The sequence below is a fragment of the Levilactobacillus fuyuanensis genome, assembly GCF_003946395.1.
GTDB lineage: Bacteria > Bacillota > Bacilli > Lactobacillales > Lactobacillaceae > Levilactobacillus > Levilactobacillus fuyuanensis.
Map to the genome: position 1 here is coordinate 115,243 of NZ_RHNZ01000007.1, position 21,448 is coordinate 136,690.

Genomic DNA, 21,448 nt, shown 5'->3' on the forward strand with positions numbered 1-21,448 from the left:
CGACTAGGAAAAACTGGGGGCTCAAACCATTTTTATTACTCACTCAACTTACTAGCTACCAATTGGAACGGTTACCGGTTAGAATCTCAGGGTTATGGTTGGTGAGCAGATAGGCCTGGCCATTGTGCGCAAACGCCAGGCCCTCAAACTCCCGCCGCGAAGAGAATTTATTCCAGGTCACATTGTGCTTGGTAAGGTGACCCTTGCCATTTAACTTTTTAGCCGGTAACTTAGCGATGGAGTCGTCGGCCACCAGATAGAGCTGGCCCGTGCGCGGATTATACCCCATACTCTGGACCCGCGTCCCAGGACCGTGTTGCAAGACCTGACGGGTCAACCGAAACTTCACATGACGACTCGAGACCCGCCCCTTATAAATATAAACATGATGCGTAGTCGGCCGCGTCCAGAAGTAGGCATTCCCGTATTTATCAAACGTTAAGACGTGGCCGCCCGCCACCGCGAAGTGCCCGTGCTTCAACCGGAACCGCACCTGGTGAACGGGCTTCAGCTGGCTACCACTAATCTGACTAATGTAACCATCCTTATTGGCCGGCACCCGGGGCGCCTTTTCCTTGTCACACCACATATAGAGCTGATGATCGTGCCAGTTATAGGCCAAGGACTGCCCGTGTCCCGTTACAAATGCTGGACCAACCTTGATGGCGTGTCGAATGGCACGTGATTGACCTGTCCCCGACTGATAGGTTCGCTGGACTTGCTGCGGCGTCACGTGAAGCTTCTGTAAAACCGACACGTCATACCGGACAATACGGCCACGATTATGCCAAGCTGTTGGGCAATACACCACGTAAAGATAGCGACCAGTTGCCGCGACACTCTGCGGATTACCCCAAGCCTGATGACGATAGCCAGGATACGGCAACAGATAACGCGTCTTAAAGGTGATGCTGGCCCCCCGCGCTTGCCTGATCACATTTCCACGATGGAGGTTGGGGGCATGTCGATAGCTCTTAGGCACCTTCACATAATGCACGGCACTATCATTAATGGCTCGGAGTCGACCGACGCTTAACGCGCTAGAGTGCTGATGAACGACGTGATAGGCCGCTGCGGAAGTGCTTGGTAATAAGCCCAACGCCCCTAAGAAAAGACCAATGACAAAGAACAAAGTAATATGTTTCCAATTAAGCATAAAAATCTCTTTTCCCCAAAATAAGACTTCAAAAACAATCAACCACCTTAAGTATAAGCCGTTCTCCCCCAGAATTTCAGTATTTACCCCGAAAAAAACACGTGCCCATCTAAAATGGTCACGTGCCTGTCAATATCAAACTTAGTTAACCTAAATAACTTCGCGCTTGAATGGGTCCTTAGAAATCCCCTTGTCGAGGATATCCTTGCTCCATTCCTTAGCGGAGAAGAGGCTGTGGTCGCGGTAGTTCCCACAACTGTATTTGTCAGTCCCTTGAACATCCTTCCATTCCGTATCAAATGCGATTCGGTGAAGGGCAGCCTTCAAAGCCTTGGCAACTTCTTCGGTGGATTGTTCACCCCAGGTAATCAAGTGGAACCCAGTCCGGCAACCGAATGGTGAACAGTCAATGACGCCGTCCATTTCGTCGCGGAGGTAGCCCGCTAACAAGTGTTCAATCGTATGTAACCCGGCCGTCGGAATTGCATTGGTGTTGGGTTGAACTAACCGTAAATCAAAATTCGAGATAACGTCACCCTTCGTCCCCGTTTCACGGGTAATCAAACGAACGTAAGGTGCTTTAACAGCGGTGTGATCTAACGTAAAACTTTCAACTTTTGCCATTATTGTGCCAACTCCCTTGTTAAAAATATGTGTACTTCCTTACTGTACACCAACCGCCCCGACAGTTGCTACTAATTTACTAATAACAAAACTTGTCGCCTGCGGCTGTCAGAAATTCCGCCTGCTGTGGGGACCGGTCCAAGCCTGAGGAGCGGTCTTGAACCTCGACTTGAAGCCGTCAAAATTCAGACGGCTCCAAGCTCGTCCCATGACCTAACCTGACCAAAACCGTCAGCTAAGGTCATCGTCACGGCTGGCTACATTTCCGACCTCCTCCGGCTTAGATAACTTTCATTATTGAAAAGCTGCCTGTATTCTCCCAGTACCACTAACATTCGCGAAATAACATCGCTCAAAGAAGCTCTCCTATCATCACACTCTCTGCTTTTTCTCACCCCGTAGCACCACACCCTGATTAAGTTTCCCTTTCAGTTTTCTAAAGTTACCTAAGAAAATATCAAAACTGGGCGTTCCCTTCGCCATCGTTGCCAAACCTAGCTATACTGGGTTGCGGATTAAGAGATTCAGGGGAGGAATCATCATGGAAAATACACCTTTACCACCACGTCGTCGGACCTTCACGTCTCGTCACCATCGCTTACGACGGTGGCTACTAGCACTTTGTAGCCTCCTGGCCTTCGGTGGCGGCATCTATGGCTGGCGCGCTTGGCACGCGGCTCAAGCCACCTTTTCGCAGACCTACCGTGCCGATGGTCTCAAACCAACGAATACCGCTCTGACCAGCGGCAAACCCTTTGCCATCTTGCTGTTGGGCACCGATACCGGCGCTCTGGGACGGCATGACGTGGGTCGGACCGACACTATGATTGTCGCGACCATCAATCCTAAAAAGCAGACAGCCAAACTGACCAGCATCCCCCGCGACACCCTGGTCGATATCTACGGGAGTCAACAGGATGAGGAAAAAATCAACGCCGCCTATCCCCTCTATGGCGCCAAGACGACTATCAAAACTGTGGAGCACCTCGTCAATATTCCCATCAGCTATTACGTCCTGCTGAACATGGGTGGCCTGAAGAAAATGATTAACGCAGTCGGTGGTGTCACCGTCGATCCCCTACTGACCTTTCACTACGAGCAGGCTAACGTGGTCAAGGGTCATAAGATTCATCTGAATGGTGCCAGCGCCCTCGCCTACTCACGGATGCGTGACCAGGACCCTCTTGGTGACTACGGTCGCCAGGCCCGGCAACGGCAGATCATTAAGGCCTTGGTCCTCAAGGAAGCCAGTATCAGCTCATTGACCCGCTACCAGTCTGTCCTAGACTCACTGAGCAGCAATCTCCAAACCAATCTGACCTTCAACGACCTCATGTGGCTCCGAGCCAAGGACGGTCACACTAGCCGACACATCAAATCCCAAACGCTTCAGGGCGAAAACGCCACACTCAACGGTATCGATTACCAGATTGCCCCGCAGAGTGAGGTCGCTAAGGTCTCAACGAACTTGCGACGGGCGTTAGACCTACCCGCAACCACCAGCTTTCAAACGGACGCTCTTGATCCGCTTGGATTCTAAAAGCGTACGCCACTCATAACTGATTTCATGCATGTAAAATACGCTTCTGAAGAGGTTGTCGCCAATTCCTTCAGAAGCGTATTTTCAAATTCTCTTCAATTTTTGAATCCTCACTAAGCGTAGCCTAAGATTCGTCTGACTTTTGTTGTCGAGCCTGCCAGATGCGCCAGCCAATAATCAGCACGCTGGCATCTCCCAGTAAGGTTCCTAGACCAATCAGGAAGTTACCAGCACCGGTAACCATTAGTCCAGACGTTGCCGGCATCCGCGCGAGCAAAGCCAGCAGCGTGGTGATCCACAGGCTACCCAAAACAGCAGGCAACCAAGAGTTGGGATGCTGCCGATTCTGCCACCAAGCCAGACCAGTGATGGCTATGGCGAAGATTAATAGGGTAATACTCCCACCAACCCGCGTCAGGTAGACCAGGCCGTGCACCGGAACCGTTCGGGCAGCGATGCCCATAGCAGCTAGTAAGCCCACAATAATGACTAACCAGCCAATCAACCGTCCCCGAGCCGTAAACCGTTGTGTCAGCCAGAGGCCCAGGCCCATCGCGAGGATAAAGAGGCCATACTGCACGGCCACTAACAGCATTTGTAGCGGTACCGCCGGTAGAATCACGGTTGGTAGAATCGTGCCCAGAGTGAAGACCAGTAGTGGCACCAGGGCATCCCAGGTTTTCCACCACGGACGTTGCTTGACCAACTTGCCCATCGCGATCGCCACCGTTGCCGGACCGCCACTAAGATAATCTTCGGCCGATTGCCCATTTTTCTGGGCGGCCAAGATCTCCGTTAAAAGGTCCGCCAAATCCCGTTGAAGTAACGTTTCATCCGCCGCATACTTTGATTGTTCCCGTAAATGCCTGACCAGTTGACTCCAGTAGGCCTGATTGACCGTGTTGAGTTGCTCCCGCATCGCGGCATTTCGTTTAATAATCGTTGCGATTCGCGCCACGATTGCCACTCCCTTCGAAAAAACATTCTGTTTCCATAATAGGGAAGTTTCCAGTAAAACGCCACTGATTTCTACCGTTTAGCGGAAATGCAGGCCACACCAGAGCCCACTGGCAGCCAGTAACAGCCCACCACCGACACTCAGGACTAAATACCCTAATGCAGTACCAAAACGCCGCTGGTCGGCTAACATGACCACCTCATGGCTGAAGGTAGAGAAGGTTGTGAAGCCACCGAGGATGCCGGTTCCCAGTAACACGGTCAGTGGCCGATCAAATTGCCAGCCGGTCAGACCGCCGAGTAGAAAGCTTCCGAGCCAGTTAATGGCTATGGTCGCTACCGGCCAATGGTTCCCCAGCCACCGCTGAATCAACCGCGTTGTGCCGTACCGCCCCAGTGCGCCAATCGCCGCACCGACGCCGGCCACTGCGGCCATCATAATTCTTCCACCACAGGAAAGGCCCACCAACGCCGCGCACTCCAGACACCGAGCCAGCTAAGTAGCAAACCACCAATCAGGGTAATCCCCACATAGAGCCCCGCAATTCCCCACGCTTGCTGAATCAGGAGTCGTTCTAGATCCAGACTAAACGTGGAGAAGGTTGTGAACGCGCCAAGACCGCCGATACCTACCCCAACGGTCACCGCGCTGGGCCATTTGACCGTCACCGTTTCCGCGTGAGATAACCAAGCCAACAGACCACTCCCCAACAGGTTAACCAGGACTGTGGCCCAGGGAAAGCCAGCGGTCACGGGAAGTACGGCCCCTAGCAGGTAGCGCCCACCGCCACCGATAAACGCACACAAGACAATTGCAAAAATATTGGCCATTGCTCCGGGCCACCTCTCAAATAGTATCTTCCGATTATACCAAAAAAGCCGCCATAATTGGCGACTTCCGGATCAATGCGTTTTAACAACTAAATCTAAGGCATCCTGCAACTCGGCTTGTTGCGTCTCATCGAGTTGTTCTTCAACAATACATTGCTTGACGTTTTCGGCGACAACCACTCCCATCATCCGTTCCACACCAGAACGAACGGCGGCCAATTGGGTCAGAATATCCTTGCATTCACGCCCCTCATCGACCATCTTTAGAATCCCTTGGAGTTGTCCGTCAGCGCGCCGCAGCCGGTTTTTGAGTTGGTTCGACGTCGTTTGTACCATTAGGCCGTCACCTCAGTGAGCTTTTCATCGATGTACTTCTTCAAAGCTGACTTGGGATGAAAACCGACAACCTTTTCCGTTGGCATCCCATTCTTGAAGATGACCAATGACGGAATGCTCATGATCCCAAGGGATTGTGCAAGGTCCTGGTTCTTATCGACATCGAGCGAGGCAAATTTCACTTGATCACCATAATCCTTATCGAGGTCCTCAAGAACTGGCGTCTGCATCTTACATGGCCCACACCAGTCGGCCCAAAAATCAACGACCGTCACGGCAGTATCATCACCAATATGTTCAAAATCCTTACTTGTAATGGCTTGCATGCTTAGCAACTCCTCTTCAAAATTAATTAGTGGTCTTAGTATACCCCCATAGGTATCTTTTGACTAGTCTTTTGCTTGTCAGTTGTCTAATTTCCAAAGATCGGTACCGTCTCGTAGACACAAACAAGGCTCAGCGCCCTCGCGCCAAGCCTTGCTAGAATCGTTTTTTAATTAAACGTTCTCTGAATCTTCACTCATCCCGGCCGTCAACCGTGGATGGTTATTCCCGCGTTTCGTTTCCTTTTCAACCGCCATCTGAGCCACAATGTTCAAGTAGTTAAATGGGGCGTCAAAGTTCGGATTGAACAGCATGTCGATGAAGGCCAAATCATCAATCGTGTTGCGATTTTGAATCGCAATTGAAATGGCATTAGCCGACTGCGCAACTTCATGCTTACTAATAAACTGGGCACCTAAGACCCGCCGATTCTCCCGGTTGTAGACCAAGTTAATCGTCAAATCATCAGTCGATGGCATGTAATCTGGCCGCCAAGTGCCTTGGAAGGTTACTTGATCGGCGTCCATCCCCGCCCGCAAAGCGTGATCAATCGTCAGACCGGTTGAAGCTAAGGTCCGACCGAAGATGTTCATGGCTGACGTGGCTTGCGTCCCCATGTATTTCTGGATGTTACCGAAGATATTGATTCCGGCCAGCATCCCTTGCCGAACGGCGTTTGTGGCGAGTGGCGTGTAAGCTGGCTTGCCTGTTGGGTTGAAGTTAACTACACTGGCATCCCCACAAGCAAAGATGTCTGGATTGGACGTCTGAATGTAATCGTTAATGATAATGGCACCATGACGGTCCATATCGACCTGGCCCCGTAACAACTCAGTGTTAGGTACGAACCCAGTGCAGACAACGGCTAAGTCGGCCGTGAAATCACCATTCGTGGATTCAATCACCAGTTGGCCATTTTCATCACCGGTAAACGACGTGACCCGGCTATTCAGCATGACCTTAACACCATGGTCTTCCAAGATGCTAACGACATGATCGGAGAATTCCTTGTCGACGTAGTGATTTAAAATAATATCCCGTGACTGAATCAACTGAACATCGTGACCAGTCCGCGCGTAACTTTCAGCAAGCTCCGTCCCAATATAGCCGGCCCCAATGATTGCGATTCGCTTGTTACCTTTGGCTGCTTTATCAATAGCAATGGCTTGATCATAATTCTTACACATTAAAACCTTTTCTTCGTCGATCCCGAAGATTGGTGGCACGGTCACAGTCGACCCGGTCGCCATGATTAACTTATCATAAGTATCAGTGGACACGTCCCCAGTATCCATGTCCACAATTTCAAGGGACTTGGTTTCTGAATCGATCTTAATAACATTGCGGCGCGTCAAGACCTTTGCGCCAGCCTTAACTAACGCTTCAGGTGAAGAATAGAACATATCTTCAAGGTGCTTAACTTGACCGTCAAGGAACAAAGAAATCCCGCAAGACAGGAACGAAACAGTCGTATGCCGTTCGTAAATAGTCACTTCAGTTTCCGGATGATCCCGTAAAATTTGTAATGCTGCATTTGTGCCAGCATGTGTACTACCAACAATGATGACTTTCATGTTTACCCTCCTACATGAAAAACGATTCTACCGACAGTCTACTTGAAAGTTAGCGAAAGATAAATGACTTCGTCTCGGAAAACAGAGGATAATAGCTTAAAGTCTCACATTTCAGGATAAATGACGGGGTAAAGTGCAATTTGCACTTATTTTCCTACCGTTTTACTTATATAATCATCATAATTATCTACACAAGTAAGCGCTGTTTCACAACGATATGTGGGCTTATTCGCCATTTCGTTAATTTTACTAGTTTGTTCGGGTTTTCCCAATCATCGATATCGTAACTCATATTATCCCTTTTTAAAATAAGCAGTCTAAACCGCTTACCATTAAAATTCAGTAGCAACTCTAGAACCTTTATCACGCTGTCAATTGTCCCTGAATAAATTCAGGGGCTTGTCGCTCACGTGTCTTACGACACAGTAGTCCATCACGCCCGTTAAGGCACTCCTACTCATAAGTGGCAACATCCATCGGGTAATTGACGGCTACCCGTTTAACTACCAGGTTTACCCAGCAGTTGTTAGCTTCTTAATCTTTGGGTGTTTGACACCGCTCAACCAATCTTGGCCAAGTATTTTAATATTCATGGCTCCTAATCGGTCATCATTGCAACGATACTGGCATTGGGTACACCAATACTGGTGAGTATCGTGATGCCGGTTGGCTTTCTCAACCAGTCCACATTTGGGACAGCGCTGTGAGGTAAAAGCCGGATTGACTTTCACAACAACACTTTGAATAGCCTGAGCCTTGTATGTTAGGAACAATTCTAGCTGGAAAAAGGACCAAGAACGATGACTATTACGTAAAGACTTAGGTAGGTCATCCGTGTTGAACGTCACATTGGTCAAGTCTTCCAAAACAAAAACCGTATGCGAGCCGTATAGTACAACAAGTGTCTTAGCTATCCGGTGATTCACATCGGACATCCAGCGGTTCTCTCGTTGAGCTAGTCGTTTCAGTTTTCTCTTAGCAGACTTGGTGCCTTTACTTTGTAGTTGTCGCCGGATTTCTAGGAACTTCTTCCGCCTGCGTAATATTTTTTGACCGTTAAAGAATAGGGTCTTTCCCTTACTATCAAAGGCAGTTGCTAGGAAGCGTAATCCGCGGTCAATACCTACAATTTGAGGATTATCCTTAGTATCGAAATCACTAACTTCTTTCGTGATGCCAATGTGCAAAAACCACTTCCCCCGATTGCGGACCAACTTGGCGGTACCGAGTTTCCAGTCGTCAATGAAGTATTTTTCGAACCCTTTGTCGGTGAAATTCAACTTAGTCCGTTTGCCCAGAGTGGTTATCGAAACTCTTCTCAATCCATCTGCAAAAGAATAGTTACTCTGACGAACCAAGTCTGCTTGTGGCCGACGAAAATGGATTGGTTTTACCAACCAGGTCAGATCTCTAGGAACTTGAATCCATCTATTTTCTTCGTTCTTGTAGCGGTAAGGATGTTGTCTCATTTGCTCTTGAACAGTCTTGTAGCGAGCTGAGACTGTCCGAAAAACAGACTGAATCATCTGGCTATTGAGCTCCGATTCTTGTCTAAAAGTTTTGTACAGATGGTGATTGATTTTTAACCAACTTAACTGAAACTCATGGTCAAAAATCCATTGACTGACAATATTAGCTAATCGTTGGTACTCCTTGCTCATCGCTAGAAATTGTTCTGCTTGATCAGTGTCCGGATAGAGTCTCAGTTTAATTGTTCGCCCTAATTTAACCAATGGATACCTCCCCTGTAAATTGGATTAAGTATACCATGTTTAGCCTTTTTAGGGGAACGTACGTTTGAAAAAAGATTATTAAATTCTGGCATTCATCCCGCGATTAAAATCGCCGGTTTTCTGCTTAGTTTATTATAAATAGGGGATTGGCATGAACTGATACGATGACGAGTTTCTCCCATATTTAAGACACCCTACTAATGGTTGTTGTACTTTTCTAACCACTTTATTGTAATCGTCACATTTTGCTTGCGAACAACCTACCCAGCGCTTATCATGACTACAGTTAGTTCGTGATACGTTCTGACCTTAAGCACTGTGATAGATGATAGGAATCACTGTCTATAGATGCACTCCCCCCAAAACAAGTGATTTATTAACAGATTCCTAAATAAGGTCCCGAGTAATCCGCATGTTACTCGGGACTTTTTCTATGCAAAAAAACGCGTGAGCTCTTAGCTCGCGCGTTTTGCTTTAATATATTGTAAGGCCCGCTGTCCTAAGAATGGAATCGCCAGTAGGGCAATGAACAACCAAGTAAAATTATCTCTAACGAATGGCGTATTCCCAAAAAAGTAACCGACTGCACAACAGCTACCGACCCACAGGAGACTCCCCAGCAAGTTATAGAATCGAAATTGCCGCCAAGTCATCTCTGCCGTACCGGCCATGATCGGTACAAACAAGCCGACGAAGGGGATAAACCGCCCAACCAGCATGGTTTGATCCTGATTACGGTTGAAAGCCGCTGTTGCCTCTGCAACCTTTTCTCCCGGTAGCCGTTCAATCAATTTATCCTGGGTATTGTGCCAACGTAACGTCGTCAGATACTTAATCGCCGAACCCAAAGTTGCCGCCATCGTAAACATCAACACCAGCAGCCAAATATTCAGCCGGGACCCTGGATCAGCTGAGATCGACCCCACCATAAACAATAGCGATTGTCCCGGAATGAAGGAGAAGATCAGCATTCCTGATTCCAAGAAGATCAAGAAGAATAATACCGGATAGATACCTGTGCCCAACTGATTGGTCAGAGGTACCAACACACTCAATGGATGCCAAATCATATCCCAAATTTCCAATAAAAACGTCATACGGAAGCTCCCTTTGTCTTACTGATGCTTGGCCATGAAACGACTCATGACCCATGATTTTACAAGATTTAAGTCCTTTGGAGTTGCCATTTATCAGACGAACAATCGGATTACCATCACCTTATGCGGTAAGGACGTCCTACATCATCCGTACATTTAACAGCCAGATTGACTCTAAAAGCAACGGAAAGTCAGAAAAATTACGAGTCAATTGCCATCGTGACCGTCCCAGTCAAAATAGCTAGCGACTTTAATAACTGCCCGCAAATGACAAACCGTTGCCGCTACTATTACGATTGCCGTATGTGCCGTATAAACAATTAACAGGTGGCTATCGCTTATCTATCCAACAAAATGTCAAAAGTATAGACCACTTACACTAACCGTACTGCTTGCTTATTGATCTCCAGTTAGCCGGCCACTTAGTTACGTGGTCCCCTCAAACCAGTAAAAGTGTCGCCATCTGTCGTCATTACTATTCGTCTCTCTATTATACGGATTATTTGCAGAAAGTCAGGCACTTTCGCCCGAAATAAAAAACGACCCACTCAGTCATTAGGGTCGCAAAACGTTGTCATTACCATCTTTAACAGCATGAAATTATTTTTGTGTAAGACGATTATTTCAGTTATTTAATTTTTCGGCCGCTGACCAATAAACGCCCAAAAGTGTTATGGCACAAGGGATAACCCTATTATTAGTAAATTTATGGAACCAATCAATTGCACCTGAGAGGTCAAGGCGTTACACTACAAGCAAGTTAGTAACTACGGATGTTACTAGCTGGGTTGTACCAAATTCTTATTACTCTTTTTACGAGCAGCAAGTAGCACTCCCCCAAAGTATCTATATTCTGCTCGTATCCCCCCTCAAGCCGCGATAGCCTTAATATCGTGGCTTTTTTTGTGCGGTGCGGTGCACAATGTTCGCGCCTTGTCGCCTGCGGCTGCCAGGAATTCTGCCGCTGTGGGGACCGCCTAATCCAGCACCTGCACGCCGACGCCAATCAAGCCTGGACCAGTATGGACACCTAGTGCTGGTGACACGTCACCGGCATACCATTCCAGAACGTTGGGATGGGCGGCTTTTAATTTTTCAAGGACTGATGCCCGCAGCTCCGGGTTCACGCCGTCACAGACGGCGACGTTAACCCGCTTAGCATCGCCAATGGCATCATTGACCAACGCCAGCAACTTCGTAATCGTTCGCTTTTCACCGCGAACCTTGGCGATTGGGTAGTAGATCCCCTCTTCATCACAAGAAATAATGGGCTTCACATTTAGTAATGTTCCGGCCATCCCGGCAACCTTACCGATCCGACCACCCGCCTGCAGGTATTTCAGGGATGGCACATAGAAGAAGACCTTCGTCTGCGCTGTCACCCGTTCCACCTCATCTACGATCTCCTGAAACGACTTCCCAGCAGATCGCAGAGATGCGGCGTAAATGGCCGCAAAACCACTGCCAATCCCCACACTTCGGGTATTGACCACATGGACCGTCAACTCCGTGTCAGCGGCCAGCAGTTGTGTCTCCTGATACGTTCCAGAAAGGCCTGCCGAAATGCAGACGGCGATGACGTGGGTATAGCCGGACGCCTGAATCCGCTCCAGAGCTTCCATAATATGCTTCCCCGTGGGACTCGCCGTCGTCGCCTTCTCAGTCGCCTGCCGCCGGTAGAATTCGGCTGGCGTAATCGTCACCCGATCCTCGTAAGCGCGGTCCCGAAAAATAACGTTCATTGGCATCAGGGCCATGTCTGCCGCTTCCAGAACAGCCGCCGGAACGTCAGAACATGAGTCCACTAAAATTGCAATTTTCTCTTGTGGCATGGGTGTTACCTCGTTTCTCCTAGTATCGTTCTTGGATAATATTCGTTATTATAACGCAATTATCTAGTTTTGGAAACTAGGTCATCTGCTGTTAGTTCCATATGTACCCTTACTAAGCCCTAAACTTGCATCCGTTAAGCCAGCAGAAAAGTTATTTTGCGTGTAACTTAAACGTAGCTGAAAAAAATTTTTTTCTGTTAAAATTAAGCTCAAACTAATTCTGTCATTAGGCCAACGCTCGCAGCCTCTCTTGGTTTCGAGAGACACGAACACTTTGAATAACACTTCACACAGTCAATCACTGCAACCATGAAACCGGCACCACGCTGTTACAGTTCCTGCAAAGCACGTGCTTTTACGCCATTTTTACTCTGACAAGAAAAAGCCTTCTACTTATACAAATATTTTTTTGGAGAACCAAAACTTCAGCCCGGTAAGGTTGACATTGCGGTCAGATAGCCTATACTTACGTTTGGAAATGAAGTGAGTGATCGACATCAGTTTTCCGATTTTGCTCTTATTTGCACCATCTATTACTGGTTCCGACCACGTACTTACCAGGAAAGACAGAAGTCACTTGACTACCTGAATTTCTAAGCCAATAGAAAAGAGGGATTTTATGAAAAATCATGAAACCGACCCAAAGTCTAAGCACCATATGATTGGATCCACTGGTTCTAACCAGAAGAGTCTCGACGAAGTCAACGGTACCGTTGAAGTGCCGCAAAACGCAGGATTCTGGAGAACCTTAATGGCCTATACAGGCCCCGGTGCGTTAATCGCCGTGGGGTATATGGACCCCGGGAACTGGATCACGTCAATCGCCGGTGGTGCGCAGTACAAATACGCGCTGCTGACCGTTGTTCTGTTATCCAGTCTGGTTGCCATGTTGCTACAAGCCATGTCGGCACGGTTGGGGATTGTTACGGGTAAGGATCTCGCGCAATTGACGCGAGAACGTACCGGTAAGAAGACCGGACTGTTCCTCTGGATCATCACTGAATTAGCCATTATGGCCACGGATGTTGCCGAAATTATCGGGTCCGCGATTGCCTTAAAATTATTATTCGGTTTCCCATTGATTGTGGGTCTGATTATCACCGCCGCTGACGTTTTGATTTTGTTGGTTCTGATGAAGTTGGGCTTCCGTAAGATTGAGGCCATTGTGGCCACACTGGTTGCCGTCATCCTCTTCGTGTTCTTATACGAAGTGGTGCTCGCCAAGCCAGAAGTCACTCAGATGTTAGAGGGGTACATCCCTTCCAGCGCCATCGTGACGAATCACGGCATGCTCTACCTGACCTTAGGAATCGTCGGTGCGACGGTCATGCCCCATGATTTGTACCTGGGGTCATCAATCTCACAAACGCGGAACTTCGACCGGAGCGACCGTAAAAGTGTTGCCAAGGCCATCAAGTTCACTACGATTGACTCCAACATTCAGTTAACAATTGCGTTTGTCGTCAACAGTCTCTTACTGATCTTAGGGGCCGCCTTGTTCTTCGGTACCAACAGTAACCTGGGACACTTCGTTGACTTGTTCAACGCCTTGAGTGACAACCAAGTTGTCGGTGCCATCGCCAGTCCAATTCTCAGTATGTTGTTCGCGTTAGCCCTGTTAGCTTCCGGGCAAAGTTCAACCATTACCGGGACGTTGGCTGGACAGATCATCATGGAAGGGTTCATCAACCTGAAGATGCCACTCTGGGCACAACGGTTACTGACTCGGTTACTCTCCGTGACGCCAGTTATCATCTTCGCCATCATCTACCATGGTAATGAAGCGAAGATTGAAGAGTTGCTGACATCATCGCAGGTCTTCCTGAGTATCGCGTTACCATTTGCCATGATTCCGCTGGTGCTGTTCACCAGTAACAAGGACCTGATGGGTGAATTCGTCAACAAGACCTGGTCTAAGGTCGTGGGATGGATCATCGCCGTCATCCTAATCATCCTAAACATTTACTTGATCCTAAATACACTGGGCATTACCGCCTAGAACTGACACTCGACTTGCAAAGGTCGGGTGTTTTTTTGACTTTTGGGAAATCAGCGGGTATAACTAAATCTATATCTATGCTCCAGTGACTCAGTCAATCCGCGTAGTCACCTAATCTCTTGAATCGCGAGGTGTTTCCCGTGAAAGCCAATTTTCTAACAACCCTGCGGACCCATCTCATGACCCCTGCGGTCGCCGATGCCCCGGCCCTATTCGATCTAATCGATGCAGACCGTGAAAATTTGGCACGGTGGATGCCCCGCACGGCCAGCCTCAAATCGGTGGAAGATGAAGCGGCCTACCTGTTCCGTTCCCAAGAACGTATCGCCAGCAACCAATTCTGGTTAGCGGTCATCTGGGTCGGCAATCGACCGGCCGGAACCATCGATCTCCATAACTTTCAGGACGGCCATGCTGAGATTGGTTACTGGCTGGGCCGAGACTTCCGCGGCCGCGGGATTATGACGCACGTCTTGGGCATTGTCGAGGATGTGGCTTTTAGTCAACTGGGCCTTCACCAGCTAGAATTGATCATCGCCACGGCCAATACGGCCAGCCGCGCCGTTGCCCAACGCCGCGGGTTCCATCAAGACGGTATTCTGCGAGAACACCTGTTAACAGCCAGCGGCAACTATGATGACGCCGTGTTTTACTCAAAATTAGTTGACGAATTCGAGGCTTAATTTCATTGCATTTTAAAAGGGAACTGCGCACGAAGCCGTGGTTCCCCTTTTTCAAATCTATTTCAATTTATACTTTAAGCGCGTTGACCACCGTCGACCGTGAATTCTGCCCCGTTAGCGAAGCTAGATTCGTCGCTCCCCAGGTAGACACAGATTTCACCAATATCTTGTGGCTTGCCTAAATGACCAACCGGCACCGTCTTCACGATGGCATCGCGAGCAGCTTCGGGAATGATCGCCGTATCAATCCAGCCAGGATGAACGGAGTTGACCCGGATGTCGATCCCACGTTGGGCAAGGTTCAGCGCCGTGGCGTGGCTTAATAGTCGACTCCCACCCTTACTTGCGGAGTAGGCTGGCGCCAGTGGTAACCCAACCAGACCGGCAACGGAGGACACGTTGATGATAGACCCCTTGGCGTCGTTAGTCTTTTGCATGGCTTTGATTCCGGCCTTTTCACCCAAGAAGTTGGCCGTCAAGTTAATATCGATGACCTTCTGCCAGTCTTCCAGTGAGAGGTCTTCAATGGCACTATTGACGCCACCAATACCAGCGTTATTGACTAAGATATCCAGCTTGCCAAACTTGGCGATCGTGGCGTCGATAACCTTCTGCCAATCCGCTTCCTTGGCAACATCTTGTTGGACGAAGAGACTCACGTCGTCCCCAAACTTTTCAACGGCGGCGTGACCACCATCAACGTTATGGTTAGCGGTAACCACGACCTTGGCACCCTCTCGAACGTAGCATTCAGCGATACCTAATCCGATACCAGCGACCCCGCCGGTAATAATCGCAACTTTACCCTTTAAACGATCTGACATCTTAAATCATCCTTTCACCATTTACTATTGTTCAGAATATCACATTACGTAAACGGAAGAAAATTATTTGCCTGAATAATTGCGGCCCTGCATTTGCTAAAGAGTGGGACAAAAGGTGTTTAGCCGGCGAGCATTAAGGCTGATAACCGAATAATCCCGATTTTGGATTGTTTGGTTATCAGTTTTAAGCGGAGCCGGCTGCCTTTTGGCGCACGTTTCGACCATATAAAATGGCACAAAAAAGGGCCTGGGGTTTTGTCCCGGACCCTAAACTCATTTAAAATTTATGCGGTAAGACTAACCCACCAAACTCATTTTCGTTTGGCCGTTCACGCTTAACCACTAACTCTTGATTAACAAAGCTCGAAATCCCGGTCTGTCCAAGTTCCCGACCAAATCCAGATTTCTTCACCCCACCAAATTCCAACTCTGGCAGAGAACTGAAGAAGGTGTTGACGAAGACCATCCCGGTCTCAATCTGAGAAGCCAATTCTGCTCCGTATTCGGCACTACCGGCAAAGACGATACCACCCAAGCCGTAATCGGAGTCGTTGGCTAGCGCTACGGCTTCGGCGTCATCCTTAACCTTGTAGACCTGAGCTACGGGACCAAACATTTCCTTACCGTATGCCGGATTATCCTTGGAGATATCCGTCAAGATGGTTGGCATAAAGAACTGACCCTCGTCGTCAATCGATTCATGGACGTAGTAAGCCGTGGCGCCACCAGCCAAGGCCATATCAACTTGCGCCTGAAGATGTTCCTTAGCTTTTTTTGAGTTCACCGGTGCCAGCGTGGTTTCTGGGTCCATGGGATCACCCATCTTCACACTAGAGAAGGCATCCTTCAACGCCGCTAGAAGCTCATCGTAATTGTTTTCGGTGACGATAAACCGCTTGGAAGACGTGCAGACTTGCCCCGCATTGTAGAGCCGTGCCCGCGGTGCAATCGCCGTTACATCAGCCATATTGGCATCATGGGCCACGATAAACGCATCGGTTCCACCGAGTTCCATCGTATTCTTCTTCAAATACTTGCCGGCAACTTCGGCGACCGCAACCCCACCACGTTCCGAACCAGTCAGGGCAACCCCTTGGACCCGTTTGTCGGCAACTACCTGTGAGACTTGATCATAGGACAGGAAGAGATTGGTCAACGCCCCATCAGGAGCCCCGGCGCGCCGCACAGCATCCTCAAAGGCTAGTGCAGAAGCTGGTGTGATGGCTGCGTGCTTGAAGACGATCGGATCACCAACAGCAAAGTTGGGGGCAAAAATCCGCATCATTTGGTAATATGGGAAGTTCCACGGTTCCACTGCCATCAAGACACCTAGTGGATGATTTTCCAGTTGCGCGTCACCAGCAATCGTGTCGATGGCCCGCGGCTTCAGAAGTTCCTCGGCGTGGTCCGCATAATATTCTGCGATTTCCGCACACAACAACACTTCCCCTTGAGCTTCCACAAAGAGTTTACCCATATCGACGGTCAATACCTTGGCTAAACTATCTGTCTCGTCTTTGAAGAGTTGCGCGAGCCTACGTAACACGGGAATTCGGGTGGCTACCGGATCATTCCGCCACTTTTTATACAGAGCCTGCGCCTTAGCAAGGCTCTCCTCAACGTACTCTGGCGTTGCATCATCATACGTTTTGACAACCTCGTTGGTATAAGGATTGGTCGTTTGATAAGCCATAATGTTCGTCCTCCTGTCGGAATTCTTCACATTCACAATGTAGCCCTTTACAAAAGATACTATACCCGCACAAATGGCTAAATACCAGCATTTGGATTGTGATAATTTCGACATGATTCGCTTGTGAATATCCACATTTATTTTGTCACTTCACAATTGACAGTTTCCATCACGATCGTTCCTCACCTTGTGCATTAAAAAATATGTAAACCCAATCCCAGTTTGGTCGCAAAAAAACGGATGACCCAGACTGGCCGAACCCAGTCTGCATCATCCATTTTGGCCTTACACTTTAACTTAACTTCCAACGGTCTAGAATCCCGTTGAACAGACGGTTAGCCGTCGTTATTTGATCGAGGACCGTCCGGGGACTTGCGGTAAAGTTATCGCTCGCCCACTTATTAATAATTCCCAACGCGCCAGCAGCAATGAATTCTGCCGACGTGTCGATCACGTCTTCCTTTAAGTAACGGTACTCGGGCATTGCGTGGAGCAAAATTGACAATCGTGAAGCCACAAATTCATTCATTGATTGACGCCAAACGCCATCGTCATAGGGATAAGCATTCAGGAAAATCTTAGAATTATCAGCGATCCGTTCCAACAATTGAATCGTTGCTGGTCGCCAGTTCTCTAAGGTCAAAGCTACGGGTTGTTCATGACGTGGTGCTTCAACGATAAAGTGTTGATAGACAAAGTTCAACAATTCATATTTATCGGCAAAGTAGTAATAGAACGTCTTTCGGTGAACTTCCGCTTCGTCCGCAATCTCACGGACTGTAATCTTATCAAACGTATTGTGGTTCAACAACGAAGCCAAGGCCTCCGCAATTCGCTCCTTAGTTTCCGATGCAGCCATCGTGATACCTCCAATCATTCACACAACATTTTATTTATGTTTTGTGCGTTACTAGCATCCCCCCTGGAAGCTAGTAACCTTAACTAACATCCCAAGCTGACTAAAATTATACGCGTCTTCTAGTGAGAAGAAACCCTTTTCGCGAAAAAATGTCAGTACATTGTTAATGTAGTTACACCTATCAACAATACTATCAATTTAGTTTTTAGACAAAACTGATTATAGCATATCTACCGATACATTGTACGATACTTTTGTGCACAATAGGTAAGAAATCCGTAAATTTTTTGAAAAATGCCTAATTTTTTTCGAGAACTACCCGCTCAGACGTCATTGTCAGACTTCCCTCGAGCCGTAACAGTGATTTCTTCCGAGTCAGTCCACCGGCGTAACCAACTAAATCACCCGTTTGCCCCACAATTCGATGACACGGAATCACCAGACTAATCGGGTTATGACCGACCGCATTGCCCATGGCACGGGCTCCAGGATTGTGACCGATCATCGGGGTCACCAATGTTGCCAATTCACTATAGGTTCGAACTTCGCCATATGGAATTGTTCGTAACACTGACCAGACAGCCTGACGAAGCACCGTTCCAGTCGGTCGGACCGGGAAATCCACCGTCGGCCGCTGTCCGTCAAAGTAAGCCGTCAGCCAATCTGCCAACGCGCTAAAGACTGGGGCATCTCCCAGTGACGTGCCGGTTGATAGCGTGCTTCCGTAATAACGCTGGTCGGTAAACCACAGGCCAGTAAGGGCATCGCCATCACTGGCAACTGTAATCGCTCCCAATGGCGTCATAAGTTGCTTCTGTCGCATCATTTATCACCCTTTTTGCTTATTTTAGCATTAAAAAAGCGGGTAGGCTAATATTGCCTACTCGCTTTTTACAAGTTGTCCAATTTTTAGTGGTATAGGTCGAACCGGCCCTTACTGAAGACGGTGCTCAAGTGGGCACTCTCCAAGATGGAACGGTCAGTAATAACCTTCTTCAGTGCAGATGCCGGATAGCCCTTAACCTTCCGCTTATTGCTAAAGATTTCACCAATACCGTCCCGGTCACTCAGTGAAGCAACTGTGCCGACTGACTTGTAGACGAACGGTCGCGTCTCGTGGCCGCGCAGTTGCAGACCGATGTTCTTAGCTGCCTGAGCACCAGCGGCCAACGCAATCTGTGCGGTCGTTGGGTAAGGCCGGTTACTTTCAGCATCCATGACGGCTGCAACGTCCCCAACTACGTAAACTTCAGGATGGCCTTCAAGTGAGAGATCATCCTGAACGACGATTCGGTTCCGCCGTTGTTCAAAGCCCGAGTCGGCAATGACGTGCGAGCCACTGACCCCGACCGTCCAAACGACGGTGTTAGCTGGCTGTTCGTGTTCTTCATCGTTACTGTCACTATAAACCACGATGCCCGGTTTGATTTCCTTGATATTCGATCCCAGTTTCATTTCCACATTGTGCTTGGCCATGAAGCGCATCGCGTATTCCGCCAATGATTTATCAAACATCGGCAGAATGGCTGGCGACCGTTCCAGGCAGACCAACTTAATTTCTGGCGTATTGTAACGTGTCTGGAGTTTTGGCAGGGACTGCGTCAACTCCCCTAACAGTTCGATTCCGGTGAAACCAGCCCCACAGACGGCCACTGTCAGGTCGTTAGGATCCTGCGTCTGAGCGTACCCTTTGACCTTATCCTCAATATGCCGGTAGACGGCCTCAGAAGTCTTCAGGTCATCCATCGGTAGCGCATTCTCTTCAGCACCCTTGAGTCCAAAGGTTTCGGTCTGAAACCCTAATGCCAAGACTAAATAGTCATACGTGATTGGCGCATGGTTTTTCAGGGTGACTTGCTTCTGATCCACATCAACGTTGGTCACACTGTCTTGAATGAAGTCCACCCGACTACCGATCACATCGTTGATCTCATAAGTGATCCGTTCCGGAGCAATTGTTCCAGCCGCTACCTCGTGAAGATTGGTTTTTTCTGCATGAGTCCCCGTCTTGTCGACCAAAATAATCTCATCGTCGCTTGGAACCTCACGTTGTAAAAACTTGATAGCCCGCATGCCTGCATAGCCACCGCCTAGAACTAAAACCGTTGCCATTGTAAACGACCCCTTTTCTACTGTAGTTTCCCAATTCACGATTAGCTCGTTAACACTTCCGTTGATTAAACCGGTTACATTTTCAATCAACCATTCACTCCCCCCGGAGGAATCGGTGGGTGAACTAACCAATTAGGGATGATTTACCTCTATTATACGAGTTATCAAGTGAAAAGCTATTGATAACGGTTAGCAATTTTATTCACAATCTTTCATCCAGCCACCATAGTTAAAATATATTTTCGGAACTGTTAATCACCACCATAATTTGTGACTAGTATAACCGATTAACGAGTCGTTATAGCTGAAACTTTCCGTCAAAACCTTTATGGTAGAGGTTAGTTAAGTGAACGAGACTTAGGAGGTTTTTAGAATGACAACATTGATTATTGGCGCTCACGGTCACGTGGGCCAGCACATCGTCAAGCAACTCGCAGCAACAGGTGAAACGGTATACGCCGGGATTCGTTCTGCCACCCAAGCCGACAGCATCACAGCATTAGGTGGGCAACCACGGATTGTCGATCTGATGGGCACCGCCGAGGCCATGGTTCCCGCAATGGCTGGCGTTGACAAGGTAGTCTTCTCGGCCGGTTCTGGTGGCAGTACGGGCGACGATATGACGCTGAATATCGACCTCGACGGTGCTATCAAGTCCATGATTGCTACGGAAAAGGCTGGTATCAAGCGTTTCATCATCGTCAGTGCCATGGGGACCGACGATCGAACTTTCTGGGACAAGTCGGGTATTCGGCCTTACTACGTTGCTAAATACTATGCCGACCAGTGGTTACGCCATCGGACTGATCTGGACTACACGATTGTCCGGCCAGGAATCTTAACCAACGATGCGCCAACGGGTAAGATTACCTTGGATACGGCTAATAGTGATGTCAAATCCATCAGCCGCGAAGACGTGGCTGCGGCGGTCGTTGCTGTGGTTAAGCATCCCCTGCCTAAGCAAACGTTCGAGTTGGTTAACGGCGACACCGCGATTGCTGATGCTGTGGCAGCTGTGAAATAATTCCAGCGTGACTGTAGGTTTCAAACGTATTTAAAATATACAAAATCTAGACAGTTCAGGTCGTCACTGTACGTTTACGTCATTGTAAACACAGCGACGACCTTTTTTAATCGTGAAATTCACAATCACACCTAAAAAGCCAGCAGCGCTCACTGGCACCACTGACAACTTAGCTTCTATTTTGCTGATTTATATTGGGACGCTCTGTCCAAGTGATTGGTTCAATTGTGTTTAGCCGAATTTAAGCCAT

Annotated in this window: 20 protein-coding genes; 4 read left to right on the top strand and 16 right to left on the bottom strand. The window is 48.4% G+C overall.

Translation table 11 applies throughout. The annotated features are described in order from the left end of the window. Positions 1-55 precede the first annotated feature (55 nt). Positions 56-1,156 carry a hypothetical protein gene (locus tag EKM73_RS05155; protein WP_125700915.1) on the bottom strand — a complete coding sequence of 367 codons (1,101 nt, stop codon included), beginning with the start codon at positions 1,154-1,156 and terminating at the stop codon, positions 56-58. 150 nt (positions 1,157-1,306) lie between these two features. After that, positions 1,307-1,780, bottom strand: a complete 474-nt coding sequence (locus EKM73_RS05160; RefSeq protein ID WP_020088907.1) for an S-ribosylhomocysteine lyase — start codon at positions 1,778-1,780, stop codon at positions 1,307-1,309. A gap of 541 nt (positions 1,781-2,321) precedes the next feature. Between EKM73_RS05160 and EKM73_RS05170 the strand changes: the two genes are divergently transcribed. Then, positions 2,322-3,320, top strand: coding sequence for an LCP family glycopolymer transferase (locus tag EKM73_RS05170; RefSeq protein WP_125700916.1), 999 nt, complete (start codon positions 2,322-2,324; stop codon positions 3,318-3,320). A 124-nt stretch (positions 3,321-3,444) separates the two neighbouring features. On the opposite strand, the gene EKM73_RS05175 is transcribed toward EKM73_RS05170, so the two are convergent. The 9 genes from EKM73_RS05175 to EKM73_RS05215 form a co-directional block, all read right to left on the bottom strand. Then, positions 3,445-4,278: a DUF1129 domain-containing protein gene (locus tag EKM73_RS05175; protein WP_125700917.1), complete on the bottom strand. Its 834-nt coding sequence runs from the start codon at positions 4,276-4,278 to the stop codon at positions 3,445-3,447. Positions 4,279-4,356: 78 nt separating this feature from the next. Beyond that, positions 4,357-4,716: a fluoride efflux transporter FluC gene (locus EKM73_RS05180; RefSeq protein WP_225421298.1), complete on the bottom strand. Its 360-nt coding sequence runs from the start codon at positions 4,714-4,716 to the stop codon at positions 4,357-4,359. Continuing rightward, complete coding sequence (locus tag EKM73_RS05185) at positions 4,713-5,108, bottom strand: fluoride efflux transporter FluC (protein ID WP_125700918.1); 396 nt, start codon at positions 5,106-5,108, stop codon at positions 4,713-4,715. The genes EKM73_RS05180 and EKM73_RS05185 overlap by 4 nt, the downstream gene beginning before the upstream one ends. Before the next feature lie 72 nt (positions 5,109-5,180). Then, positions 5,181-5,444 carry a metal-sensitive transcriptional regulator gene (locus EKM73_RS05190; RefSeq protein ID WP_125700919.1) on the bottom strand — a complete coding sequence of 88 codons (264 nt, stop codon included), beginning with the start codon at positions 5,442-5,444 and terminating at the stop codon, positions 5,181-5,183. Next, positions 5,444-5,770: a thioredoxin gene (gene trxA / locus EKM73_RS05195; RefSeq protein WP_020088913.1), complete on the bottom strand. Its 327-nt coding sequence runs from the start codon at positions 5,768-5,770 to the stop codon at positions 5,444-5,446. Before trxA ends, EKM73_RS05190 begins: the two co-directional genes overlap by 1 nt. 171 nt (positions 5,771-5,941) lie before the next feature. Next, a complete protein-coding gene (locus EKM73_RS05200) occupies positions 5,942-7,342 on the bottom strand; it encodes an FAD-dependent oxidoreductase (RefSeq protein ID WP_125700920.1) in 1,401 nt (466 codons plus the stop codon). Between the two features lie 512 nt (positions 7,343-7,854). Continuing rightward, positions 7,855-9,075: an RNA-guided endonuclease InsQ/TnpB family protein gene (locus EKM73_RS05205; protein ID WP_125700921.1), complete on the bottom strand. Its 1,221-nt coding sequence runs from the start codon at positions 9,073-9,075 to the stop codon at positions 7,855-7,857. Between the two features lie 455 nt (positions 9,076-9,530). Next, on the bottom strand, positions 9,531-10,172 hold the full coding sequence (locus tag EKM73_RS05210) for a VTT domain-containing protein (protein ID WP_125700922.1): 642 nt from the start codon (positions 10,170-10,172) through the stop codon (positions 9,531-9,533). A 977-nt stretch (positions 10,173-11,149) separates the two neighbouring features. Further along, entirely contained in the window at positions 11,150-12,004 is an 855-nt protein-coding gene (locus EKM73_RS05215) for a DegV family protein (protein ID WP_125700923.1), read from the bottom strand. A gap of 619 nt (positions 12,005-12,623) precedes the next feature. On the opposite strand from EKM73_RS05215, the gene EKM73_RS05220 reads away from it, so the two are divergent. Next, positions 12,624-14,003 (top strand): Nramp family divalent metal transporter, encoded by a 1,380-nt coding sequence (locus EKM73_RS05220; RefSeq protein ID WP_125700924.1) that lies wholly within the window; start codon positions 12,624-12,626, stop codon positions 14,001-14,003. Between the two features lie 140 nt (positions 14,004-14,143). Beyond that, on the top strand, positions 14,144-14,686 hold the full coding sequence (locus tag EKM73_RS05225; RefSeq protein WP_225421299.1) for a GNAT family N-acetyltransferase: 543 nt from the start codon (positions 14,144-14,146) through the stop codon (positions 14,684-14,686). Between the two features lie 74 nt (positions 14,687-14,760). Here EKM73_RS05225 and EKM73_RS05230 read toward each other — a convergent pair whose 3' ends face one another. From EKM73_RS05230 to EKM73_RS05250, 5 genes are all read right to left on the bottom strand, one after another. After that, on the bottom strand, positions 14,761-15,510 hold the full coding sequence (locus EKM73_RS05230) for a glucose 1-dehydrogenase (RefSeq protein ID WP_125700925.1): 750 nt from the start codon (positions 15,508-15,510) through the stop codon (positions 14,761-14,763). Positions 15,511-15,787: 277 nt separating this feature from the next. Continuing rightward, a complete protein-coding gene (locus tag EKM73_RS05235; RefSeq protein WP_125700926.1) occupies positions 15,788-17,203 on the bottom strand; it encodes an NAD-dependent succinate-semialdehyde dehydrogenase in 1,416 nt (471 codons plus the stop codon). A gap of 292 nt (positions 17,204-17,495) precedes the next feature. Continuing rightward, positions 17,496-18,062, bottom strand: a complete 567-nt coding sequence (locus EKM73_RS05240) for a TetR/AcrR family transcriptional regulator (protein WP_125700927.1) — start codon at positions 18,060-18,062, stop codon at positions 17,496-17,498. 298 nt (positions 18,063-18,360) lie between these two features. Next, positions 18,361-18,885, bottom strand: coding sequence for a methylated-DNA--[protein]-cysteine S-methyltransferase (locus tag EKM73_RS05245; RefSeq protein WP_225421300.1), 525 nt, complete (start codon positions 18,883-18,885; stop codon positions 18,361-18,363). Between the two features lie 86 nt (positions 18,886-18,971). Further along, positions 18,972-20,174: an NAD(P)/FAD-dependent oxidoreductase gene (locus tag EKM73_RS05250; RefSeq protein ID WP_125700929.1), complete on the bottom strand. Its 1,203-nt coding sequence runs from the start codon at positions 20,172-20,174 to the stop codon at positions 18,972-18,974. A gap of 373 nt (positions 20,175-20,547) precedes the next feature. Between EKM73_RS05250 and EKM73_RS05255 the strand changes: the two genes are divergently transcribed. Next, on the top strand, positions 20,548-21,198 hold the full coding sequence (locus EKM73_RS05255) for an SDR family oxidoreductase (protein ID WP_125700930.1): 651 nt from the start codon (positions 20,548-20,550) through the stop codon (positions 21,196-21,198). The last annotated feature ends 250 nt before the right edge of the window (positions 21,199-21,448 follow it).